A 19,845-nucleotide genomic window follows, 5' to 3' on the forward strand; every position below is an offset into this window, starting at 1 on the left:
CGGTGGTTCTGTATGGAAGGGCCATCGCTCAAAGGATAAAAGGTACGCTGGGGATAACAGGCTGATCTCCCCCAAGAGCTCATATCGACGGGGAGGTTTGGCACCTCGATGTCGGCTCGTCACATCCTGGGGCTGGAGAAGGTCCCAAGGGTTGGGCTGTTCGCCCATTAAAGTGGCACGCGAGCTGGGTTCAGAACGTCGCGAGACAGTTCGGTCCCTATCTGTTGTGGGCGTTGGAAGTTTGAGTGGATCTGACCTTAGTACGAGAGGACCGGGTTGGACGAACCGCTGGTGAACCTGTTATGCCGCCAGGTGTACGGCAGGGTAGCTACGTTCGGAATAGATAAGCGCTGAAAGCATCTAAGTGCGAAACTAGCCACGAGATGAGACTTCCTTATAGGGTCGTAGGAGATGACTACGTTGATAGGCTATAGGTGTAAAGGTTGAAAGACCAAAGCCGAGTAGTACTAATAGCCCGAAGCTTTCTACAGCGATAGAAACACTGTTGTTTTCTTCTTTGTTACTCTTCTTTCTTCCAGTATTGTCAATTAAATAATGCAGACCCTTAATAGGTTGATATAAATTATCATTATTTATCAAGATATTCAGGTGCCTATATCGGCGGTGTCTACCTCTTCCCATTCCGAACAGAGAAGTCAAGCCCGCCAGAGCCGATGGTATTGCCGTAACAGGTGGGAGAGTAGGTCGGTGCCTAATTTTAAACAAAGCCCCTTCAGGAAACTGGAGGGGCTTTTTGTTTGTACTAATTTTCTCCCAATCATCACGCAGCAGCAAGCAGTCCCCATGCTGCAACTAAAGTAGCTATGGCTACACCTTATTTTAAGTAAAGCAAGTTATTCCTTATATAGCAGCCTTAAACCTTCCTAAACGATACTGTGACTTGTCATTCTGAGCCTGTCGAAGTACAACATCACAACCTGAATAGCTTTATACAAAAGAAGAATGAGCCGCAAAAACATAACTAATTTGCTTTGCCAAGAAAAAGGCCTAGGCATCTGCTGCGTAAATCGTAGTGCAGTAAATTCCGCAAGAGCAAAACGCTGTTTGAGCGGAGCGAGTTAGTTTTGTTCCGGAATTTGCAAGCGAAGATAGCAGTATATGCCAGCCTTGATTTTTGCTACCCTTTTCATCAAGGAAAAGTGTGAAGCCCCGTCCTGGCTAAGGACGCGCACTATAATTAAGCAAAAGATTCCAATAAGCGTTGCAAACGCTATCCTCCAGCATCCTCGTTGCAAACGAGGACGATAGACTGTGCAATAAGCCTTCCTAAACGATGCTTCGATTTGTCATCCTGAGCCTGTCGAAGGACAGCATGACAACCTGGATGGGTTGCTGCAAAACATAAATAACTTGCAGTTGCCAAGAAAAAGGCCTAGGCATCTGTTGCGTAAATCGTAGTGCCGTAAATTCCGGAAGAAGAAAACGCTGTCTGAGCGGAGCCAGTTCGTTTTGTTCCGGAATTTGCAAGCGAAGATAGCAGTATGTGCCAGCCTTGATTTTTGCCACAATTTCATCAAGGAAAAGGGTGAAGCCTCGTCCTGGCTAAGGACACTTTCTATAATTGAGCAAAAGACTTTACTAAGCGTTGCAAACGCTATCCTCTAGCATCCTCGTTTCAAACGAGGACGATAGACAGTGCAAATAAATCTTTCTAAAGGATGCTTCGACAAGCTCAGCATGACAATTTGGATGGGGAACTACAAAAGAAAGATGTGTTGCAAAACATAAATGACTTGCAGTTACTAAGAAAAGGCCTAGGCATCTGCTGCGTAAAATCGTAGCGCCGTAAATTCCGCAAGAACAAAACTCTGTCTGAGCGTAGCGAGTTCGTTTTGTTCCGGAATTTACAAGTGTAGATAGCAGCGTATGCCAGCCTTGATTTTTGCCACCCTTTTCATCAAGGAAAAGGGTGAAGCCATGTCCTGGCTAAGGACACGCTCTATAATTAAGAAAAGCCCTCAATCAGCGTTGAAAACGCTATCCTCCAGCATCCTCGTTTCAAATGAGGACGATAAACAGTGCAAATAAGCCTTCCTAAACGATGCTTCGACAAGCTCAGCATGACAACTTGGATGGGGGAGTGCAAAAGAAAAATGAGCCGCAAAACATAACTAATTTGCAGTTGCTAAGAAGAAGGCCTAGGCATCTGCTGCGTAAAATCGTAGTGCGGTAAATTCCGTAAGAAGAAAACTCTGTTTGAGCGCAGCGAGTTAGTTTTGTTCCGGAATTTTCAAGGGGAGATAGCAGCGTATGCCAGCCTTGATTTTTGCCACCCTTTTCATCAAGGAAAAGGGTGAAGCCCCGTCCTGGCTAAGGACACGCGCTATAATTAAGCAAAAGACTCCAATAAGCGTTGCAAACGCTATCCTCCCGCATCCTCGTTCAAAACGAGGATGATAGACTTTACAAACAAACCTTTCTAACACGATGATGCCTCAACTAATCATCCAAAGCCTATCGAAGGGCCGCATGACAATCTGGACGGATGGTAGATTCAGAACAGAAATGAGTTTCAGGCGAAATGAAAACGTGTGTTTCGCATTCTTCCTGCCATAACATTATTACAAAACCCTAGTCTTTTATTCCCTATTTTTAGACTTTAAATTCCAATCAATCGCTTTTATGAAGAAGAAGACCATCCTCCTATTTACGTTGTCAATTTTGCTGTTAGCAGGCCTTGTTTGGTATCGTATTCGTGAAAATAAGGAGAAAGACCTCGCTAATGCCTCGGCATCAGGACGTTCAGGTGGAGGAAAAGGATCTACCGTATTTGGTATGGTTGTGCAGGGACAGCCCTTTTCTGATTTTGTGGTATTGACAGGATCCATTGAAGCAAATGAGCAGATAGATGTGCATGCCGAGATTTCGGGTATAGTTGGTGATATTAATTTTGCTGAAGGTAGTCTAGTCAATAAGGGGCAAGTATTATTTACGATTAATGATGCCGAGTTACGTGCTCAGCTTGCACAAGCTACCACACGTAGTAATTTGGCAAGCGAAAATGAGCGACGTGCGAAGCTCCTTTTAGCGAAGGAAGCCATTAGCCAGGAGGAATATGATATAGCTTCCGCAGATTTTCGTACCGCCCAAGCACAGATTCAGCTTATTCAAGCGCAGCTTGCTAAAACCGTCGTGCGCGCACCATTTACCGGAGTCATTGGTTTCCGAAATATTTCTAAAGGAACCTATATAACACCTATTATTGCTGTAGCTCAGTTGGTGAGCCTTTCTCCTGTTAAGTTACTGTTTTCTATTCCAGAGAAATATGCACACATGGTGAAGAAGGACACACGCGTAAGTTTTACAATCCAAGGAACAGAGGAAACTTTTCAAGCTAAGATATACGCGACAGAACCAACTATCGAGGCTACAACGCGTACCTTATCGGTAAAAGCTATAGCAGAAAATGCTATGCAGAAGCTCATTCCAGGTACTTTTGCAAATGTCACTTTTCCCTTAGCTACTTTATCCGATGGACTTCTGGTGCCTGCTGAAGCGCTGATTCCTATTCAGAACGGTAAGAAGATATTCGTCGCTAAAGGAGGAAAAGCTAAAGAGGTAATTGTCGAAACAGGAGGACGGACAGACAGCCACGTGTTGATTACTAAAGGATTGAGTGACGGTGATACCGTATTGACTTCTGGTGTAATGTCTTTACGCGATGGTGCTTCAGTTACGGTAAACTTACGTTAAGTCTAGCATCATGAGTTTATCAACCTTAAGTATAAAACGACCTGTTCTCACGATAGTGATGAACTTGTTATTAATCCTATTCGGGATTATTGGTTACACCTTTTTAGGTGTGCGTGAATATCCTTCGATTGACCCAGCACAGATCTCTGTACGTACAAGCTATGCCGGCGCCAATCCTGATATTATCGAATCACAGATTACAGAACCGCTCGAAAAAGCAATAAACAGTATTGATGGTATTCGTAATATTTCTTCTTCCAGTAGTCAAGGGATTAGTAATATCAATATCGAGTTCAACTTAAATAAAAACTTAGAAGAGGCCGCAAATGATGTGCGCGACAAAGTATCGCAAGCGCAGCGCAGCCTACCACAAGATATTGATGCAGCACCGGTTGTCTCTAAAGCCGATGCCGACTCAGAGCCTATTATTACACTTACGCTACAGAGTTCAACTAAGAACGTTTTAGATCTTTCTGACTATGCTGAAAATGTTGTTGCGCAGCGATTGCAAACGATACCTGGCGTAAGTTCCGTTCAAATATGGGGACAGAAAAAATTCGCTATGCGCTTGTGGATTGACCCTGCAAAGTTGGCCTCCTATGGATTAACAGTTTTGGATGTGCGCAACGCTTTAAATAGTCAAAATGTAGAGTTGCCATCCGGTAAGCTAACTGGGCAAAATACCGAGTTGACCGTTAAGACCATTGGTAACTTAGCAACAGAAGAAGAGTTTAATAAAATCATCGTTCTAGCAGATAATAATCGTACTGTATATTTAGGTGATATTGGGAAAGCAGCCTTAGAGGCCGAAAATTTTGAAACTAAGATGTCCGATTCAGGATATCCCATGGTCAGTTTGGCCCTAATTCCACAACCAGGCACCAACTATCTAGATATAGCGGCTAAGTTTTATGAAGACTTAGAGAAATTACAGGCCGATTTGCCTGAAGGCCTTGTGATGCAGGTGGCTATCGATAATACACAGTTCGTGAAGAAGTCCGTACTAGAAGTTGCTGAGACTTTGTTGATAGCTGTTATTTTAGTAGTTTTAATTATCTATCTATTCTTCCGTAATTGGTCTATCGCCTTTCGTCCGTTGATTGATATCCCCGTTTCTCTGATTGCCACCTTCTTTATTATGTATCTCTGTGGTTTTTCCATTAATGTCCTGACCCTCTTGGCAATTGTACTGGCAACAGGGCTCGTCGTGGATGATGGTATTGTTGTGACGGAAAATATCTTTAAAAAAGTAGAAGAAGGAATGTCGCCTATTGCAGCAGCTATCAAAGGATCTAATGAGATATTCTTCGCTGTAATTTCTATTTCTATAACGCTAGCAGCCGTATTCTTACCTGTTGTCTTTTTGGAAGGTTTCGTAGGTCGTTTATTTCGAGAGTTTGGTATTGTCATTGGCGCTGCCGTGCTGATATCGGCCTTTGTATCGTTGACTTTAACGCCAATGTTAAATGCTTACCTGATGAAAGGGGGAGAGCAGAAGAAAAGTAAGTTTTATATGCGTACAGAACCTTACTTCGTGCGCATGAATACCGAGTATGGAAACCTGCTTCGTGGTTTTCTAAAATTTAAGTGGTTAAGCTTTGCTGTACTTTTGCTATGTTTTGGATTGATTTATCTCTTTTTCCATTTGTTGCCTAAAGAGACAGCGCCTTATGATGATCGGAGCTATGTGAGTTTGCGCGCTACAGCCCCTGAAGGTGTATCTTACGACTATATGGATCGTTTTATGACCGATCTTACGATGCTTATTAATGATTCTGTGCCGGAGAAGAAGGTTAGTTTAGTCATCACTTCACCAGGATTCGGGTCAGCCTCATCAAATAGCGGTGTGGTGCGTTTAGGCTTAGTGCCAGCAGAGGAAAGAGGGCGTTCGCAAGAGGAAATTGCTAACTATTTATCGAAGATTACACGTCCCTATTCTGAGGCGAAGGTTTCTGTGTCGCAGCAGCCTACTATCTCGGTAAATAGACGCGGTGGTCTTCCGATACAATATATTATTCAGGCGCCTAATTTTCAAAAATTAGAAGAGAAGATTCCGGAGTTTATGGATGAGTTGGCTAAAGATCAAACTTTCTCGATAACAGATGTGAACCTTAAATTCAATAAACCTGAAATTTATGTTACCATTGATCGGGCGAAAGCCCAAACGTTAGGTGTCTCCGTATTGGACGTAGCGCAAACGTTGCAGATGTCCTTGTCGGGACAGCGTTTTGGATATTTCATGATGAATGGTAAGCAATACCAAGTAATGGGGCAGTTTGACCGTAAGGACCGCGCTACCCCCATTAATTTAGCTTCCATTTATGTGAAGAATAAAGAAGGTAAGTTGATTCAGCTCGACAATATCGTGCATATGGAAGAGCAAAGCAGTCCTCCACAGTTGTACCACAACAATCGTTATATGTCGGCCACAGTATCCGCAGGTTTAGCACCAGGAAAAAGTATGGGTGATGGTATTGAGGCGATGGAGCGCATCAAGGAGAAAGTGCTTGATGAATCCTTTACGACAGACCTTGGTGGAGAGTCTCGCGACTTTGTGGAAAGTGGTTCGAATACCATGTTTGCCTTTGGTTTAGCCGTTTTATTGATTTTCCTGATTTTGGCGGCACAATTTGAAAGTTTTATTGACCCCATCATCATTATTATTACTGTACCATTGGCAGTAGCTGGAGCTTTGTTTTCTTTGTGGCTATTTGGTCAGACCTGGAATATTTTTAGTCAGATTGGTACCATTATGCTCATTGGATTAGTAACGAAGAACGGTATTTTAATTGTAGAGTTTGCAAACCAACTGCGGGAGCAGGGCTATGAAAAATATCAAGCTGTGGTGGAAGCTTCTGAAGCACGCCTACGCCCGATTTTGATGACCTCCTTGGCTATTGCACTTGGCGCATTGCCGATTGCTCTTTCATTTGGCGCAGCCTCAACAAGCCGCGTGGGGATGGGTGTTGTAATCGTTGGCGGTACCATGTTCTCCCTTGTGCTGACCCTGTTTGTAATCCCTGCTTTTTATATGATGATGTCTAAGAAAAGAAAACATCGTCCTGAATTTGATAATATAGAGGAATAGATGAGAAAGATTGTAAGTATACTCGGTTTCCTATTAGGTCCTTTGCTGACATTGCAAGGGCAAGAATTGTTGACCGCAAAAGAGGCGGTAGCGATTGCTTTAGAAAATAACTTTAGCGTCCGTTTAGTACAAAATGAGCTCGCGGTAGCGACCGAGAATGTGCATTACGGTAATGCTGGTATGTTGCCGTCGCTAACGGCAAATCTTACCCAGAATAATAATGTACAGAACTCTACTCAGGTGCAAAATAACGGCGAGAAGCGTTCGTTGAAAAATGCAAAGAATAACAATTTAAATTACGGTGTTAGCTTAGGGTGGACTGTTTTTGATGGATTAGGCATGTTTGCACGCTATGAGCGACTACAGGAATTGCAAAATATGGGTGATGTTAACTTGAAACGCACCATGTTGGCTACTATTGCGGATGTGATTACGTTATATTACACCATTGTCGAGCAGCGTAATAATTTGGATGCCCTTGATTCCACAATTGTCTTATCTCAAGAACGCTTACGTACTGCGGAAAATCGCTATAGCATTGGGAAAGCTTCCAAGCTGGAGGTCCTCAATGTGCAGGTTAATTTAAACACAGATATATCAACGCGCCTGCGGCAGATAGAATTGGTGAAAAACTTAAAAACCAATTTAAATAGCCTACTGGTACGTGATCTTGACGCTAGTTTTACGGTTGAAAAAGAAGTAGCTATAGATTCCGAATTACAATATGCAGAGCTATTGGAAAGAGCGAGTCAGTTGAATCCTGACTTGCAGATGATTCTAATAAATAAGCGTATTGCTGAGTTAGATTTAAAGCAGGTGAAGGCTAATCGATACCCAACTGTTCGCTTAAATACAGGCTATAATTTTTCGCGCTCTGAATCTAGTTTAGGATTCGTAGCGAGTTCCAATGCCCGCGGTTTGAATTATGGCGTTACAGCCTCTTTAAATGTGTTTGACGGCTTCAATCAACGCCGGAATGAACGTGTTGCTCAGCTTCAAATTGATCATGCTGCTTTGCAAATTGATCAGCTACAATTGCAGGTGAAAACAGGTATAAAGACAGCACATGAGACTTATCAAACAAATTTAGCCTTGACGAAGCTGGAAGAGAAAAATGCCGATATCGCGAAGCAGAATTTAGATATCACACTAGCCAAATATACCATTGGCTCTATTAGTGCGGTAGAGTTCCGTGATGCTCAGGAGAATTATATTCAAGCGGTATCTCGTTACAATAGCGCTATGTTGCAAGCTAAGCTAGCCGAAATCCAACTGAAAGAACTTGTAGGACAGATTATTCTGTAACAGTCCTTTCCCTACAACCTTGTTTATTGAGGTTGTAGATTTCCCCCTTTGAAAATTGAACAAACGTTTGCGTTTTGTTTTCGTTTTTTTTTATATCGTAATAGCTCTATACTTGTGTAAGGAAACGTCACTACAGCGGTAGATGAGGTTGACTATAACCAATTTATGCCATAAAAGTCTTTCGTATAGACATCGGTGTAATTGTATTAGGCTGTTTATTTTGTTTTTTAAAATAGGTGAATAGGTTGAGGGGGATGCTGTATGGCTCCCCTTCACTTTACTCATAATTTTCCAAGCGTATGAATTCTAATCGAAGAGATTTTTTAAAGAAAGCGAGTCTTTTATCTGGCGTGGCTATTACACTGCCAGCAATTCACCAGGCTAACGCTGCAACAAGCTCCTCATTTAATATGAGTAGTTTTGCGGCTCCAAAGATTGATAAGGTGCGTATCGCCATTATTGGCTTAGGTATGCGTGGTCCAGGAGCGGTAGACCGTCTATCCTATATTGAGGGAACAGAGATTGTTGCCTTATGTGATAAACATGATGATCGTGTAGAAAAAGCACAGGAACTACTCACTAAAAAAGGACTGCCACGTGCTAAGGCCTATTCGGGTGAGGATGGATGGAAGCAGCTGTTGAAAGATGAGAAGCTTGATTTAGTATATATATGTACGCCATGGGCCTACCATGCGCCCATGTGTATAGCTGCCATGAAGGCTGGCGCCCATGCAGCAACAGAGGTGCCGATGGGCCTTACGGTAGCAGAGTGTTGGGAGGTGGTACGTGTTTCGGAACAAACGAAGCGACACTGCATGATGTTGGAAAACTGCTGTTATGATTTCTTTGAGATGCTGACATTAAATATGGCTCGTCAAGGTATGTTTGGAGAGCTCGTTCATGCTGAAGGTGCATATATTCATGATTTGTTGTCTTTAAATTTTAATAAAAAGGGATATGACCATATGTGGCGCCTACGTGAAAACATGCGTATGAATGGTAATTTATATCCTACCCACGGATTAGGGCCTATTGCACAATGCTTAAATATTAACTGCGGCGACCGAATGACTAATTTAGTTGCTATGCAGAGTGCCGATTTCCAGATGGCAGCTAAGGCACAAGAATTGGCAGAAACGGACTCTTTCTTTCAAGAATTTGCCGGAAAAACATTCCGTGGCAATATGAACAACACCTTAATAAAAACGGAAAAAGGAAAAACTATTCTTTTGCAGCATGATGTAACCTCGCCGCGTCCGTATTCCCGTTTACATATTCTAAGTGGAACCAAAGGTTACGCACAGAAATATCCTAAAGAAGGTATTGCCTTTGGACACTCTTTTGTGAAAGAGGAAGAGCTGAAGGATTTATACGATAAATATTCTCCTGAAATAATGAAATTTATTGGTGAGCAAGCTAAGGAAGTTGGCGGTCACGGTGGTATGGATTTTATTATGGACTGGCGTCTGATTGATTGCTTACGTAATGGATTACCTTTAGATCAAAGTGTCTACGATGGGGCTTCGTGGAGCGTTATCGTTCCGCTGAGTGGTGAATCGGTAGCGAAGAACAGTAAGAATGTGTTGATTCCTGATTTTACCAAAGGTGCTTGGAAAACTAACCAGCCGCACGATATCACGTTGAAGGGTGGTGGTAATACAGGTATTCGTCCGAAGGTTGCGAAGTCAGAGAATATCCAATTGAAGTAAGTAGATTAAAACAGGATAGAGCAAGGCCGATAAAGCCTGAAAAAAAATAGCCGATCATATGATCGGCTATTTTTCTATATAGCGTTCTTAACGCTTATTGTGCATTTAAGAACATTGATTTTTTAGCTACAAGATCTCTGAAGTAAGGGTCTTGCAAATCTTTGATGAAGCGGATTGCCTCACCTGTAGATTTCATCTCAGGGCCTAATTGTTTGTCTACTTCCGGGAATTTCGAGAAGGAGAATACAGGCTCTTTAATTGCCCATCCAGTCAATTTACGCTCGATAGTGAAGTCTTTAAGTTTGTTAACACCCAACATTACTTTAGTTGCAATTTTGATGTAAGGAACATCGTAAGCTTTAGCAATGAATGGAACGGTACGTGAAGCACGTGGATTGGCCTCGATAACATACACATCTTCACCTTTAACAGCAAATTGGATATTTAATAAACCGATTACATTTAAAGCTTTCGCTAATTTAATCGAGTATTCTTCCATTTTCTTCTGAACATTTTCAGACAAACTGAATGGAGGAAGAACAGCTGATGAGTCACCAGAGTGAATACCTGCAGGCTCGATATGCTCCATCATTCCGATGATATGTACATCTTCACCATCACAGATAGAATCAGACTCAGATTCTTCAGCACGATCTAAGAAGTGGTCAATCAAGATTTGATTGCCAGGAAGGCTTTTCAGTAAGTTCACTACTGCTTTTTCTAAGTCTTCGTCATTGATCACGATACTCATACCTTGTCCACCTAATACATAAGAAGGGCGTACTAAAACTGGGTAGCCTACTCTGTTTGCTACAACTAACGCCTCTTCAGCAGAAGTCGCAACACCATATTGAGGGTAAGGGATATCTAAATCTTTTAATAAGTCAGAGAAACGACCACGGTCTTCTGCTAAGTCCATGTTTTCGAAAGAAGTACCGATGATTTTCACACCTAATGCTTCTAACTGTTTAGCCATTTTTAAAGCTGTTTGTCCACCCAACTGAACGATTACACCTTCAGGTTTTTCTAGCTCAATGATTTCACGTACATGTTCCCAGAATACAGGCTCGAAGTATAATTTATCAGCCATGTTGAAGTCGGTAGAAACCGTCTCAGGGTTACAGTTAATCATGATCGCTTCGTAACCACTTTCTTTAGCAGCTAATAAACCATGCACACAGGAGTAATCAAATTCAATACCTTGACCGATACGGTTAGGTCCTGAACCTAAAACAACGATTTTCTTTTTGTCAGATGCTACAGACTCGTTTTCCTCTTCGAAAGTAGAGTAGTAGTATGGCGTTTGTGCTGGGAATTCCGCGGCACAAGTATCTACCATTTTATATACACGGTTAATACCAAGTTCTTTACGACGGTCATAAACCTCGTCTTCACTTACATTGCCTAACAACCAAGAGATTTGAGCATCAGAATATCCTTTTTGTTTCAACGTTAAGAAGAAATCGCGTGGGATATTGTTTAGCTGGTATCTACGTAATTCCGTCTCTAATTGTACTAACTCTTGAATTTGTACTAAGAACCATTTGTCGATAAGCGTCGCTTTGCGGATAGACTCTAATGGTACGCCCAATTCAAATGCATCTTTAATATGGAAGGTACGGTCACCACTAGGGTGCTCTAAGCTATCCATAATTTCATCTAAGTTGCGTAATTGACGGCCATCAGCACCTAATCCCCAACGGTTAGTTTCTAAAGACTGACATGCTTTTTGAAGAGCCTCGATAAAAGTACGACCAATGGCCATTACTTCACCTACTGCTTTCATCTGTAAGCCTAATTCTTTATTAGCACCTTTGAATTTATCGAAGTTGAAACGAGGAATCTTAACGATTACGTAGTCCAAAGTCGGCTCGAAGTATGCAGATGTAGTTTTTGTAATTTGGTTTTGTAACTCATCCAAGTTGTAACCAATCGCTAGTTTAGAAGCGATTTTCGCAATTGGATATCCTGTTGCTTTAGATGCTAAAGCGGAAGAACGAGAAACACGTGGGTTAATCTCAATCGCAATGATTTCTTCGTTTTCAGGGTTTACAGAGAACTGTACGTTACATCCACCAGCGAAGTTACCAATAGAACGCATCATTAAGATGGCTTGGTTACGCATGTCTTGGTAACATTTGTCCGAAAGGGTCATTCCTGGAGCAACAGTAATCGAGTCTCCAGTGTGAATACCCATCGGGTCAAAGTTCTCAATCGTACAAATGATGATAACGTTATCATTCGTGTCACGAAGAAGCTCTAATTCGAATTCTTTCCACCCTAGTACCGCTTGTTCAACAAGTACTTCATGCGTAGGAGAAGCGTGTAAGCCTCTGTTCAACGCAGCATCGAAGTCTTCCTTCTTATGAACGAAACCACCACCAGTACCTGCTAAGGTATAGGAAGGACGGATTACAAGAGGGTAGCCAATTTGTTGAGCAGCTTCTTTACCTTCTAAGAAAGAGTTTGCAATTTTAGAGTTCGCAACGCCAACACCGATATCAATCATCAACTGACGGAATGCTTCACGGTTTTCTGTTGTCTCAATCGCAGCAACGTCTACACCGATTACTTGTACATTGTATTTTTCCCAAAGACCAAGTTCTGACGCTTCGATACACAAGTTTAATGCTGTTTGTCCTCCCATTGTTGGTAGAACAGCATCAATGTTTTGTTCTTGCAATATTTGCTCAATGCTTTCGCATGTTAATGGTAACAAATACACATGATCGGCAATAACCTTGTCGGTCATGATTGTTGCAGGGTTCGAATTGATGATGGACACTTTAATACCTTCTTCTTTTAAAGAAAGGGCCGCTTGTGATCCTGAGTAATCGAACTCACAGGCTTGACCGATAACAATAGGTCCGGAACCAATGATTAAAACGGAATTAATGGAGGGGTTTCTAGGCATTATTTTTCTTTTTCAAAAAATTAACTATACAATATGCTGGTGTTGTCAAAGCAAGGAATATGCCTTTGTATTGAGTGGGAATTCCGACTGCTTTGTCGGAGTGCAAAGTTACATTTTTTTTTATAAAATGTATAAATATTTTTCAATACTTCAAGGGCCCGCTAAATAAAATGCTGTTCTTGCTTATTTGCGCCTTATTCTTGCCTTATTCTCTTTTTTCGCCGCTATGCTTAAGGTATTCGTTTGTAACCTTAAGCACAGCATAGCGAAAATAGTGTAAGCTTAGTAAATAATAAGTTCGTCCGTGAAGAGGTAACCATGCATTGGGTTGCTCGCTTGAATTTTTACATAGCGTCCCATTAATGGTTTCTCTAGTTTAAGCTCAAATAGTTTAAACTTCAACTTTGGATCATTGGTGTCTTCATAATTCACCACTTCACCAACCTCACGGTAGTTTTTTCCATTGTCGGAAAGCAATACTTTGAAGGTGCCCGGAAAATAGATGCCAGGGCCTGGAAGCTGCATGAAACGCATAGCTACCGATTTTATCTCTTCTCTACGTTCAAAATCTATATACACATCAATTGGCTGTGTGAAACCTTGCCATTGTTGGTCATGATAACTTAAGCCTCCAGTGGTTCCATTGGTTAAGGTGCTTTCCTTTTGTGCAGGATAACCTGCCCATGGTGAATTGTAATATACCTTTTTGCCAATAGCTTTATGGATATCCAGCTTTACATCTTCAATAGGACTTACCCGTGCAGAGTCCAAAAAGGAAGCAGCACGTAAAGTCAAAGAACCTGTCAGCTCGACAGGGTTTGTATAGATAGTAGACTTGCGCGTCGGTTCCGTACCATCCGTAGTGTAGTAGATAACAGGTTTTACCTGCTCTGAGCTTAAAGATACCGTATTGCTCATACGATTGGGGTGGAAGGTTACTTCAGACTTTACATTGTATGAAGGACGGTAGTAGTTGATATCGAGTTGTTGCAACAGCTTGTAGTGCTTCTGCAAGCGGCTTTTAAAGTCATCCCAACTGCGATTGCTTTGATTCGTCCAGTTTACTTCCGCAAGCGCTAGTGCGCGCGGGAAAGCCATGTATTCTACCTGTTGAAAGGTCGGCATATATTCTGTCCATAGGTTAGCCTGTGCGCCTAGGATATGTTTTTCATTTTCTTTATCGACACCTTTTGGAACCGGATTGTAGGCATATACCTGATCAATGGTTACGTAGCCACCGATAGCCTCTGGTTGGGTGCGTGGGTCCGTTTGGTAGCTATCGAAGTAAAGGGGTGTCTGCGGTGTCATGATAACATCGTGGCCTGCATTGGCCGCTTTGATACCGCCTTCTTCACCGCGCCAGCTCATGACTGTTGCTCCCTTGGTTAATCCTCCTTCGAGTATTTCATCCCAGCCGATAAGCTTTCTACCTTTGGCCTGTAGGTATTCATCCAACTGGCGGATGCCGTAGCTTTGTAGTTCATGTTCATCTTTTAACTCTTCTTGTTGCTTTAGCGCTTGGCATTTAGGACATTTTTCCCAGTGCTTCATATTAGCCTCATCACCACCAATATGTATGTATTCCGAAGGAAATAAGGTCAATACCTCGTCGAGCACATTTTTCATGAACTTAAAAGTCTCCGGATTGCCGATGCAAAACTCGCCTTGGCTGTAAGGTATACCTGTGCAGGATAATTCTGGGTATACCGCTAATACTTCTTCAGAGTGGCCCGGAAATTCAATTTCTGGGATGATGGTAATTCCTTTTTCAGCGGCATAAGCAACAAGTTCTTTTACTTGCGCTTGCGTGTAAAAACCACCATAAGCATTCGGAGCCCCTTGCTCAATAAATTGACGCCCATTTGTACGCCAATCTTTCCATGCGATATGTGTACGCCAAGCTGCCTTAGACGTTAACTCTGGATATTGCTTGATTTCTAAGCGCCATCCAGCGCCATCTGTTAGATGCCAATGGAAGTAATTAAACTTGTATAAAGCCATGACATCAATATATTTTTTCACAAAGCTTAACGGCATAAAGTGGCGCGATACATCCAAATGAAGACCTCGGTAGTTAAAGCGTGGGCTATCCTCAATAGTTACAGCAGGAAGCTCTTGTGGGTTATCTTGTAATAGGCCAATTTGAATCAAGGTCAGTAAAGCTGAACGCATGGTTTGTTTATTTTGCGCTTTGATAAGAATACCGCTATGGTCAATGGTAATACGGTAAGCATTGGGCTCTAGCTTGTCTATTGCCTCTGCTTGGAAAAGACGAATACCTTGATTATGCTTCTTATTGATTTTTTTTACCAATTCGGGAGCTAATGTTTTGAGATTTGGAAATTCCGAAAGTAAGGGTGTTAAGCTTGAAAACCCTTCCATGACATACAAAGGTGTCGTATTGGAAAGCGTGAAGCTACCTTCTCCATAAACCATTTTATTTGGTTTGGGAATTAAAGGAAGATCTACTTGTTGACTAAAACTTAAGAATGGGAAAAGGAAAACCCAACAGAATACCAAAAGCTGCCGCATAGTGTTAATTTAAATGATGGTACAAATATCATCATTAATTTTAACATCAGGGGGGCATAGATTGTTTGAATAGTCTTTCATAAGCTTGTTTTGACAGAAATCTGATGTTAAATACGCGCTAATTCTTGTTTATAAATTGGCGCTGATGAAGCCGACATTTAGCTCCTTTTCTGTTTACTATTGTATGTCTTATTGTCGTGGTAATTTGACTTTTTAGGGAGGCTGCTTCTTTCTTTTGGTTCTATCTTGAATAGGTTAGTAATTACCTTCTTAACGTACGTATTGGATGAAGTGTAGGCTAACTAATTTAAACGTTAGAATTTATGAAAGCATTATGTATGTTGATTGGGTTGCTTTTTATGCAGCTAGAGATTGCTTGGTCTAGGCCAATAGTAGATTCTGGAAATAGTGGTTCGACACAAAAAAGTCGTTTTATCAAAAATACGATAGATGCGTATATTCTGGAGTTTTCTAATAACGATACCGTATTAAACGATATTCAGTATATAATTCAAAAGGCATTTAATGATGATATTGTGAACAAGAACGTTAAGGCTCTTACCAGTTTAGAGACTTCACTTGAGCAAGACGGGGGGAAAGATGTTAACTTGAATAATTATTGGATTGCGTATATCAATTGCTTGAAAACAATTGTAGCACAACAGCAAAAAGATAGCGCGACAGCTAAAGCATCTGACGAAAAAGGAATCAAGCTATTGGAGAGAAATGAGACTAAGGGTGCCGAGGATTATGCGTTGTTGGCATTGTTAAGAGGATTGTCTTTTCCTTTTGCCTCAGCGGGAGAGGAAATGAATATTTATTATGAAATAGAGCATCTATTGACGAATGGCTTAGGCCTGGATAAAAAAAATGTGCGCCTACAGTATGTACAAGCTGTTCTCGATTTTTATACCCCTTCGGAATACGGAGGTGGCTACAAGGCTGAAAAATTATTGATTAATGCTATTGAGTGGCCAGAAACAAATATTGATAACCCGCAACTGCCTACCTGGGGAAAGGAAGAGGCCTATGATTTTTTGGTCCAATATTACTTGCGGGAGAACAAAAAAGAAAGCGCAAAAAAGTATTTTAAAGAAGGTATATTTAACTTTCCGAATAGTACAATCATTCTACGCCACAAAGCATCGTTTTAAGTAGACATGACTAACGTTGTTTTTTTATTCCCCTGCGGGGAATGTTTTTCTTGTGCTGCGTGCACTTTTTGTCAGAAAAGTTAATGAGGATGGCTGCTGCTTGCTTTTTATGATATTTGAATAACAAATTATTTGATAAGCACTAAACAAATAATCCTTAACTTTGCGTTATGATTGAACTTCCAGTAATTCCGGTAACTCAAACTCAACGTAAACCTGATTGGTTGCGTGTAAAGCTTCCTGTCGGTAAAGAATACCGTCATGTTAGAAGTCTTGTCGATGAGCATAAGTTACATACTATATGTGAAAGCGGTAATTGCCCGAATATGGGTGAATGTTGGGGAGCAGGTACAGCTACTTTTATGATTTTAGGAAATATCTGTACACGTTCCTGTTCTTTCTGTGCTGTAGCTACTGGAAGACCATTGGCGGTAGATATGGATGAGCCTAATCGCGTTGCGAATTCCGTGAAGTTGATGCAGGTTAAACACTGTGTTATCACTTCTGTAGATCGTGACGATTTGAAAGATGGTGGCTCGACAATCTGGGCAGAAACAATCAACGCGATTCGTCGTGAAAGCCCGGAAACAACGTTGGAGACATTAATTCCTGATTTTAAAGGACAATGGGATAATTTGGACCGCGTTATTGCTGTTCGTCCAGAAGTTGTATCACACAATTTAGAGACTGTACGCCGTTTGACACGTGAAGTACGTATCCAAGCGAAATATGACCGTTCTTTAGAGTGTTTAAGACGTATTTCTGAAGCTGGTTTGCGTACGAAATCAGGTATTATGCTTGGCTTTGGTGAAACGGAAGAAGATGTGGTTGAAGCGATGCAAGATTTGTACAATGTAGGTGTTCACATTTTAACAATTGGACAATATCTACAACCTACGAAAGGACACCATCCTGTGGTAGAGTGGATCACACCAGAGCAGTTTGAGAAATATAAACAAATTGGTTTGAAGATGGGCTTTAAATATGTAGAGTCTGGACCATTGGTGCGTTCTTCATACCATGCAGAGAAGCATTTGTTCGATATGCAATAAGCATATTCATAATATAGAAAAGCCTTCATACGATTTGTATGAAGGCTTTTTTTTATCTTTTCTAATGGACTAAATTTTTATTTCTAACGTAAGAATACGGTCTCACCAGCGATAACAGTTCTGTTTGTTTTGATATGGCGTAATCGCTCGTTTGCAGCCGTCATGATATCTTCATCCATAATCACGAAGTCCGCATCTTTACCACGCTCGATACTGCCTCTTTTCTTTTCTTGAAAGCAAGAGTATGCGGCCCAGATGGTCATTCCCCGAAGGGCATCGATACGGCTAATGGCATCCTGCATTTGAAAGCCTCCTTTTGGATAGCCGCTATTATCTACCCGGGCTACTGCGGCATGAAAACCATACAAAGGGTTGAAATGCTCTACAGGGAAGTCGCTACCTAAAGCGAGCATACCATATTGATCAAGTAGCTTTTTGTAAGCATAGGCACCTTCCATGCGCTCGTGGCCTAAGCGTTCCTCCGCCCAGTACATGTCGGAAGTGGCATGTGTAGGTTGTACGGATGGGATAATATGAAACTCGGCAAATTTATGAAAGTCGGATGGAGCAATGATTTGTGCATGCTCGATACGCCATCTACGTGCTTTGTTGTCGTTCAGGTATTTTCCATAGGTATCCAATATAAGGCGATTGGCAGAATCACCAATAGCATGTGTATTTACTTGGAAGTCGCTATTTGCCAGTTTTTTGATGACCTGGTCAAACTCTTTAGGGCTATATAGTAGGAAGCCTCGGGTTTCAGCATCTTGATAGTGGTCGAGTAGGCAAGCGCCTCGTGAGCCTAAAGCCCCATCGGCCATTAGCTTAATCGAGCGTACCGACAAGCGGTCGGTATCCACAAAGCCGTCGCGAATAAATTTCTCAATGCTTAAAGGGTTTCCAGCAATCATCGCGTAGTCACGTATCTTAAGAGCATTTTTCTGATAGAACTTCTTCAGGTCGTCGAGTTGGTCTAAGGTTAAGCCAGCATCAACAATCGAGGTTAGCCCTACGGATAGTAAGGAGTCTTCAGCACGCTGTAAATAGCCGAGTCTATCTTCTTCTTTCGTTTCTGGAATATGTTTCGTCAGTAGGCTCATAGCATTGTCTACCAATATTCCGGTAAGGGCACCGCTGCTGTCACGCATGATAAGGCCACCTACGACACTTTTCTCTTCCAGCTTGGCAATATCCATCGCTGCGGTATTGGCTAAGGCAGCATGGTAGTCTACGCGTGATAGGTAAACTGGTGTTTCAGGGAAATATTTGTCTAAGCTGTCTTTTGTCGGAAAATCCTTGTCGGTCCATAGGTTCTGGTCCCATCCACCGCCGATGATCCATTTTTTATGTGGGTATTTCTGTTGGTAGGCACGCACGCGCTCGATTACTTCTTCATAAGAGCTGCTTCCTGTGAGATCTACCTGTTGTAGTAGGTCGGCCAACATAAAGAAGTGCGCATGGGCATCGTAGAAGCCTGGATAAATTGCTTTGCCTTCAGCATCGATTGTTTCTTTAGCCGCATATTTTTTCTTAATCTCGGCACTCGTGCCAATATCGATGAAGATGCCATTTTTTACAGCAAAGGCTTCCGCATTTGAGAAAAGAGAATCGACGGTATATACCTTCGCATTGAAGACTATTAAGTCTACCTCTTTATTATTGGTACAGCTGAAAAACAGGAAAGTTAAGACCAGGATACCGAGTATGCGTGCTCGCTTCATAACGATTAGATTTAGGCTTAAAAATACAAAAAAAAGGCTCCCCAAAAGAATGGGAGAGCCTTTAGATTCAAAAATCAAAATAAATTGATTAACAATACTCGTCGAATGCAGCGATTAGGTTGTCTGCGATCATTTGTGCAGGACGACCTTCGATCATGTGTCTTTCAATGATGTGTACTAACTTACCATCTTTGAATAAAGCCATAGCTGGTGATGATGGAGGATAAGGCAACATGTATTGACGTGCTTTATCTACGGCATCTTTTTCCATACCCGCAAATACGGTTACTAATTTCGTTGGTTTTTTACCGTTCTCAACAGCGAATTTCGCTGCTGGACGTGCGTTTGCTGCTGCACATCCACATACGGAGTTTACCACAACAAATACCGTACCTTCAGCAGGGATTGCTGAATCTACTTCTGCTGCTGATTTTAACTCTTGGAAGCCCGCGTCAGTAAGCTCTTGGCGCATTGGTGCTACTAAATATTCTGGATACATTTTCTTCTAGATGAATTGTAAATAATAATTTCTTTCTCGTATAACAAGTGTTTATTCTTGCTATGGATACAAATATACTTTTATTCTAAGCTAGCGTCAAGAGTACACTCTTAACTGAATGTCAGATTTAACTTTTATGCGCACCTTAAAACTTTGA

The 19,845-nt window shown here is 41.7% G+C and carries 10 protein-coding genes and 2 rRNA genes; 8 read left to right on the forward strand and 4 right to left on the reverse strand.

Going from position 1 to position 19,845, the window contains the following annotated elements; all coding sequences use genetic code 11:
* From WH223_RS00770 to WH223_RS00795, 6 genes are all read left to right on the forward strand, one after another.
* Positions 1–491, forward strand: a 23S ribosomal RNA gene (locus WH223_RS00770); the annotation flags it as partial.
* A gap of 114 nt (positions 492–605) precedes the next feature.
* Positions 606–717 (forward strand): 5S ribosomal RNA (gene rrf, locus WH223_RS00775).
* Between the two features lie 1,926 nt (positions 718–2,643).
* Positions 2,644–3,714 (forward strand): efflux RND transporter periplasmic adaptor subunit, encoded by a 1,071-nt coding sequence (locus WH223_RS00780; protein WP_340045613.1) that lies wholly within the window; start codon positions 2,644–2,646, stop codon positions 3,712–3,714.
* 10 nt (positions 3,715–3,724) lie between these two features.
* Positions 3,725–6,802: an efflux RND transporter permease subunit gene (locus tag WH223_RS00785; protein WP_340045614.1), complete on the forward strand. Its 3,078-nt coding sequence runs from the start codon at positions 3,725–3,727 to the stop codon at positions 6,800–6,802.
* Entirely contained in the window at positions 6,803–8,107 is a 1,305-nt protein-coding gene (locus WH223_RS00790) for a TolC family protein (RefSeq protein WP_340045615.1), read from the forward strand.
* A gap of 299 nt (positions 8,108–8,406) precedes the next feature.
* Positions 8,407–9,816, forward strand: coding sequence for a Gfo/Idh/MocA family protein (locus WH223_RS00795; RefSeq protein WP_340045616.1), 1,410 nt, complete (start codon positions 8,407–8,409; stop codon positions 9,814–9,816).
* A gap of 94 nt (positions 9,817–9,910) precedes the next feature.
* Here WH223_RS00795 and carB read toward each other — a convergent pair whose 3' ends face one another.
* A complete protein-coding gene (carB, locus tag WH223_RS00800) occupies positions 9,911–12,730 on the reverse strand; it encodes a carbamoyl-phosphate synthase large subunit (RefSeq protein ID WP_340045617.1) in 2,820 nt (939 codons plus the stop codon).
* 282 nt (positions 12,731–13,012) lie between these two features.
* A complete protein-coding gene (locus tag WH223_RS00805; protein WP_340045618.1) occupies positions 13,013–15,262 on the reverse strand; it encodes a glycoside hydrolase family 20 protein in 2,250 nt (749 codons plus the stop codon).
* 323 nt (positions 15,263–15,585) lie between these two features.
* Between WH223_RS00805 and WH223_RS00810 the strand changes: the two genes are divergently transcribed.
* Both WH223_RS00810 and lipA read left to right on the forward strand, forming a co-directional pair.
* Entirely contained in the window at positions 15,586–16,416 is an 831-nt protein-coding gene (locus WH223_RS00810; protein ID WP_340045619.1) for a hypothetical protein, read from the forward strand.
* Between the two features lie 170 nt (positions 16,417–16,586).
* Positions 16,587–17,468, forward strand: coding sequence for a lipoyl synthase (gene lipA, locus WH223_RS00815; RefSeq protein WP_340045620.1), 882 nt, complete (start codon positions 16,587–16,589; stop codon positions 17,466–17,468).
* 83 nt (positions 17,469–17,551) lie between these two features.
* On the opposite strand, the gene WH223_RS00820 is transcribed toward lipA, so the two are convergent.
* Positions 17,552–19,189 carry an amidohydrolase gene (locus tag WH223_RS00820; RefSeq protein WP_340045621.1) on the reverse strand — a complete coding sequence of 546 codons (1,638 nt, stop codon included), beginning with the start codon at positions 19,187–19,189 and terminating at the stop codon, positions 17,552–17,554.
* Positions 19,190–19,277: 88 nt separating this feature from the next.
* Positions 19,278–19,688, reverse strand: a complete 411-nt coding sequence (locus WH223_RS00825; RefSeq protein WP_340045622.1) for a BrxA/BrxB family bacilliredoxin — start codon at positions 19,686–19,688, stop codon at positions 19,278–19,280.
* Between the last annotated feature and the right edge of the window lie 157 nt (positions 19,689–19,845).

This window comes from Sphingobacterium sp. MYb382 (genome assembly GCF_037572665.1).
Classification (GTDB): Bacteria; Bacteroidota; Bacteroidia; order Sphingobacteriales; family Sphingobacteriaceae; genus Sphingobacterium.

What these genes read in the sequence shown, in the direction of transcription:
- WH223_RS00780 (WP_340045613.1), top strand. Translation starts at nt 2,644, where the DNA reads ATGAAGAAGAAGACCATCCTCCTATTTACGTTGTCAATTTTGCTGTTA.
- WH223_RS00785 (WP_340045614.1), top strand. Translation starts at nt 3,725, where the DNA reads ATGAGTTTATCAACCTTAAGTATAAAACGACCTGTTCTCACGATAGTG.
- WH223_RS00790 (WP_340045615.1), top strand. Translation starts at nt 6,803, where the DNA reads ATGAGAAAGATTGTAAGTATACTCGGTTTCCTATTAGGTCCTTTGCTG.
- WH223_RS00795 (WP_340045616.1), top strand. Translation starts at nt 8,407, where the DNA reads ATGAATTCTAATCGAAGAGATTTTTTAAAGAAAGCGAGTCTTTTATCT.
- carB (WP_340045617.1), bottom strand. Translation starts at nt 12,730, where the DNA reads ATGCCTAGAAACCCCTCCATTAATTCCGTTTTAATCATTGGTTCCGGA.
- WH223_RS00805 (WP_340045618.1), bottom strand. Translation starts at nt 15,262, where the DNA reads ATGCGGCAGCTTTTGGTATTCTGTTGGGTTTTCCTTTTCCCATTCTTA.
- WH223_RS00810 (WP_340045619.1), top strand. Translation starts at nt 15,586, where the DNA reads ATGAAAGCATTATGTATGTTGATTGGGTTGCTTTTTATGCAGCTAGAG.
- lipA (WP_340045620.1), top strand. Translation starts at nt 16,587, where the DNA reads ATGATTGAACTTCCAGTAATTCCGGTAACTCAAACTCAACGTAAACCT.
- WH223_RS00820 (WP_340045621.1), bottom strand. Translation starts at nt 19,189, where the DNA reads ATGAAGCGAGCACGCATACTCGGTATCCTGGTCTTAACTTTCCTGTTT.
- WH223_RS00825 (WP_340045622.1), bottom strand. Translation starts at nt 19,688, where the DNA reads ATGTATCCAGAATATTTAGTAGCACCAATGCGCCAAGAGCTTACTGAC.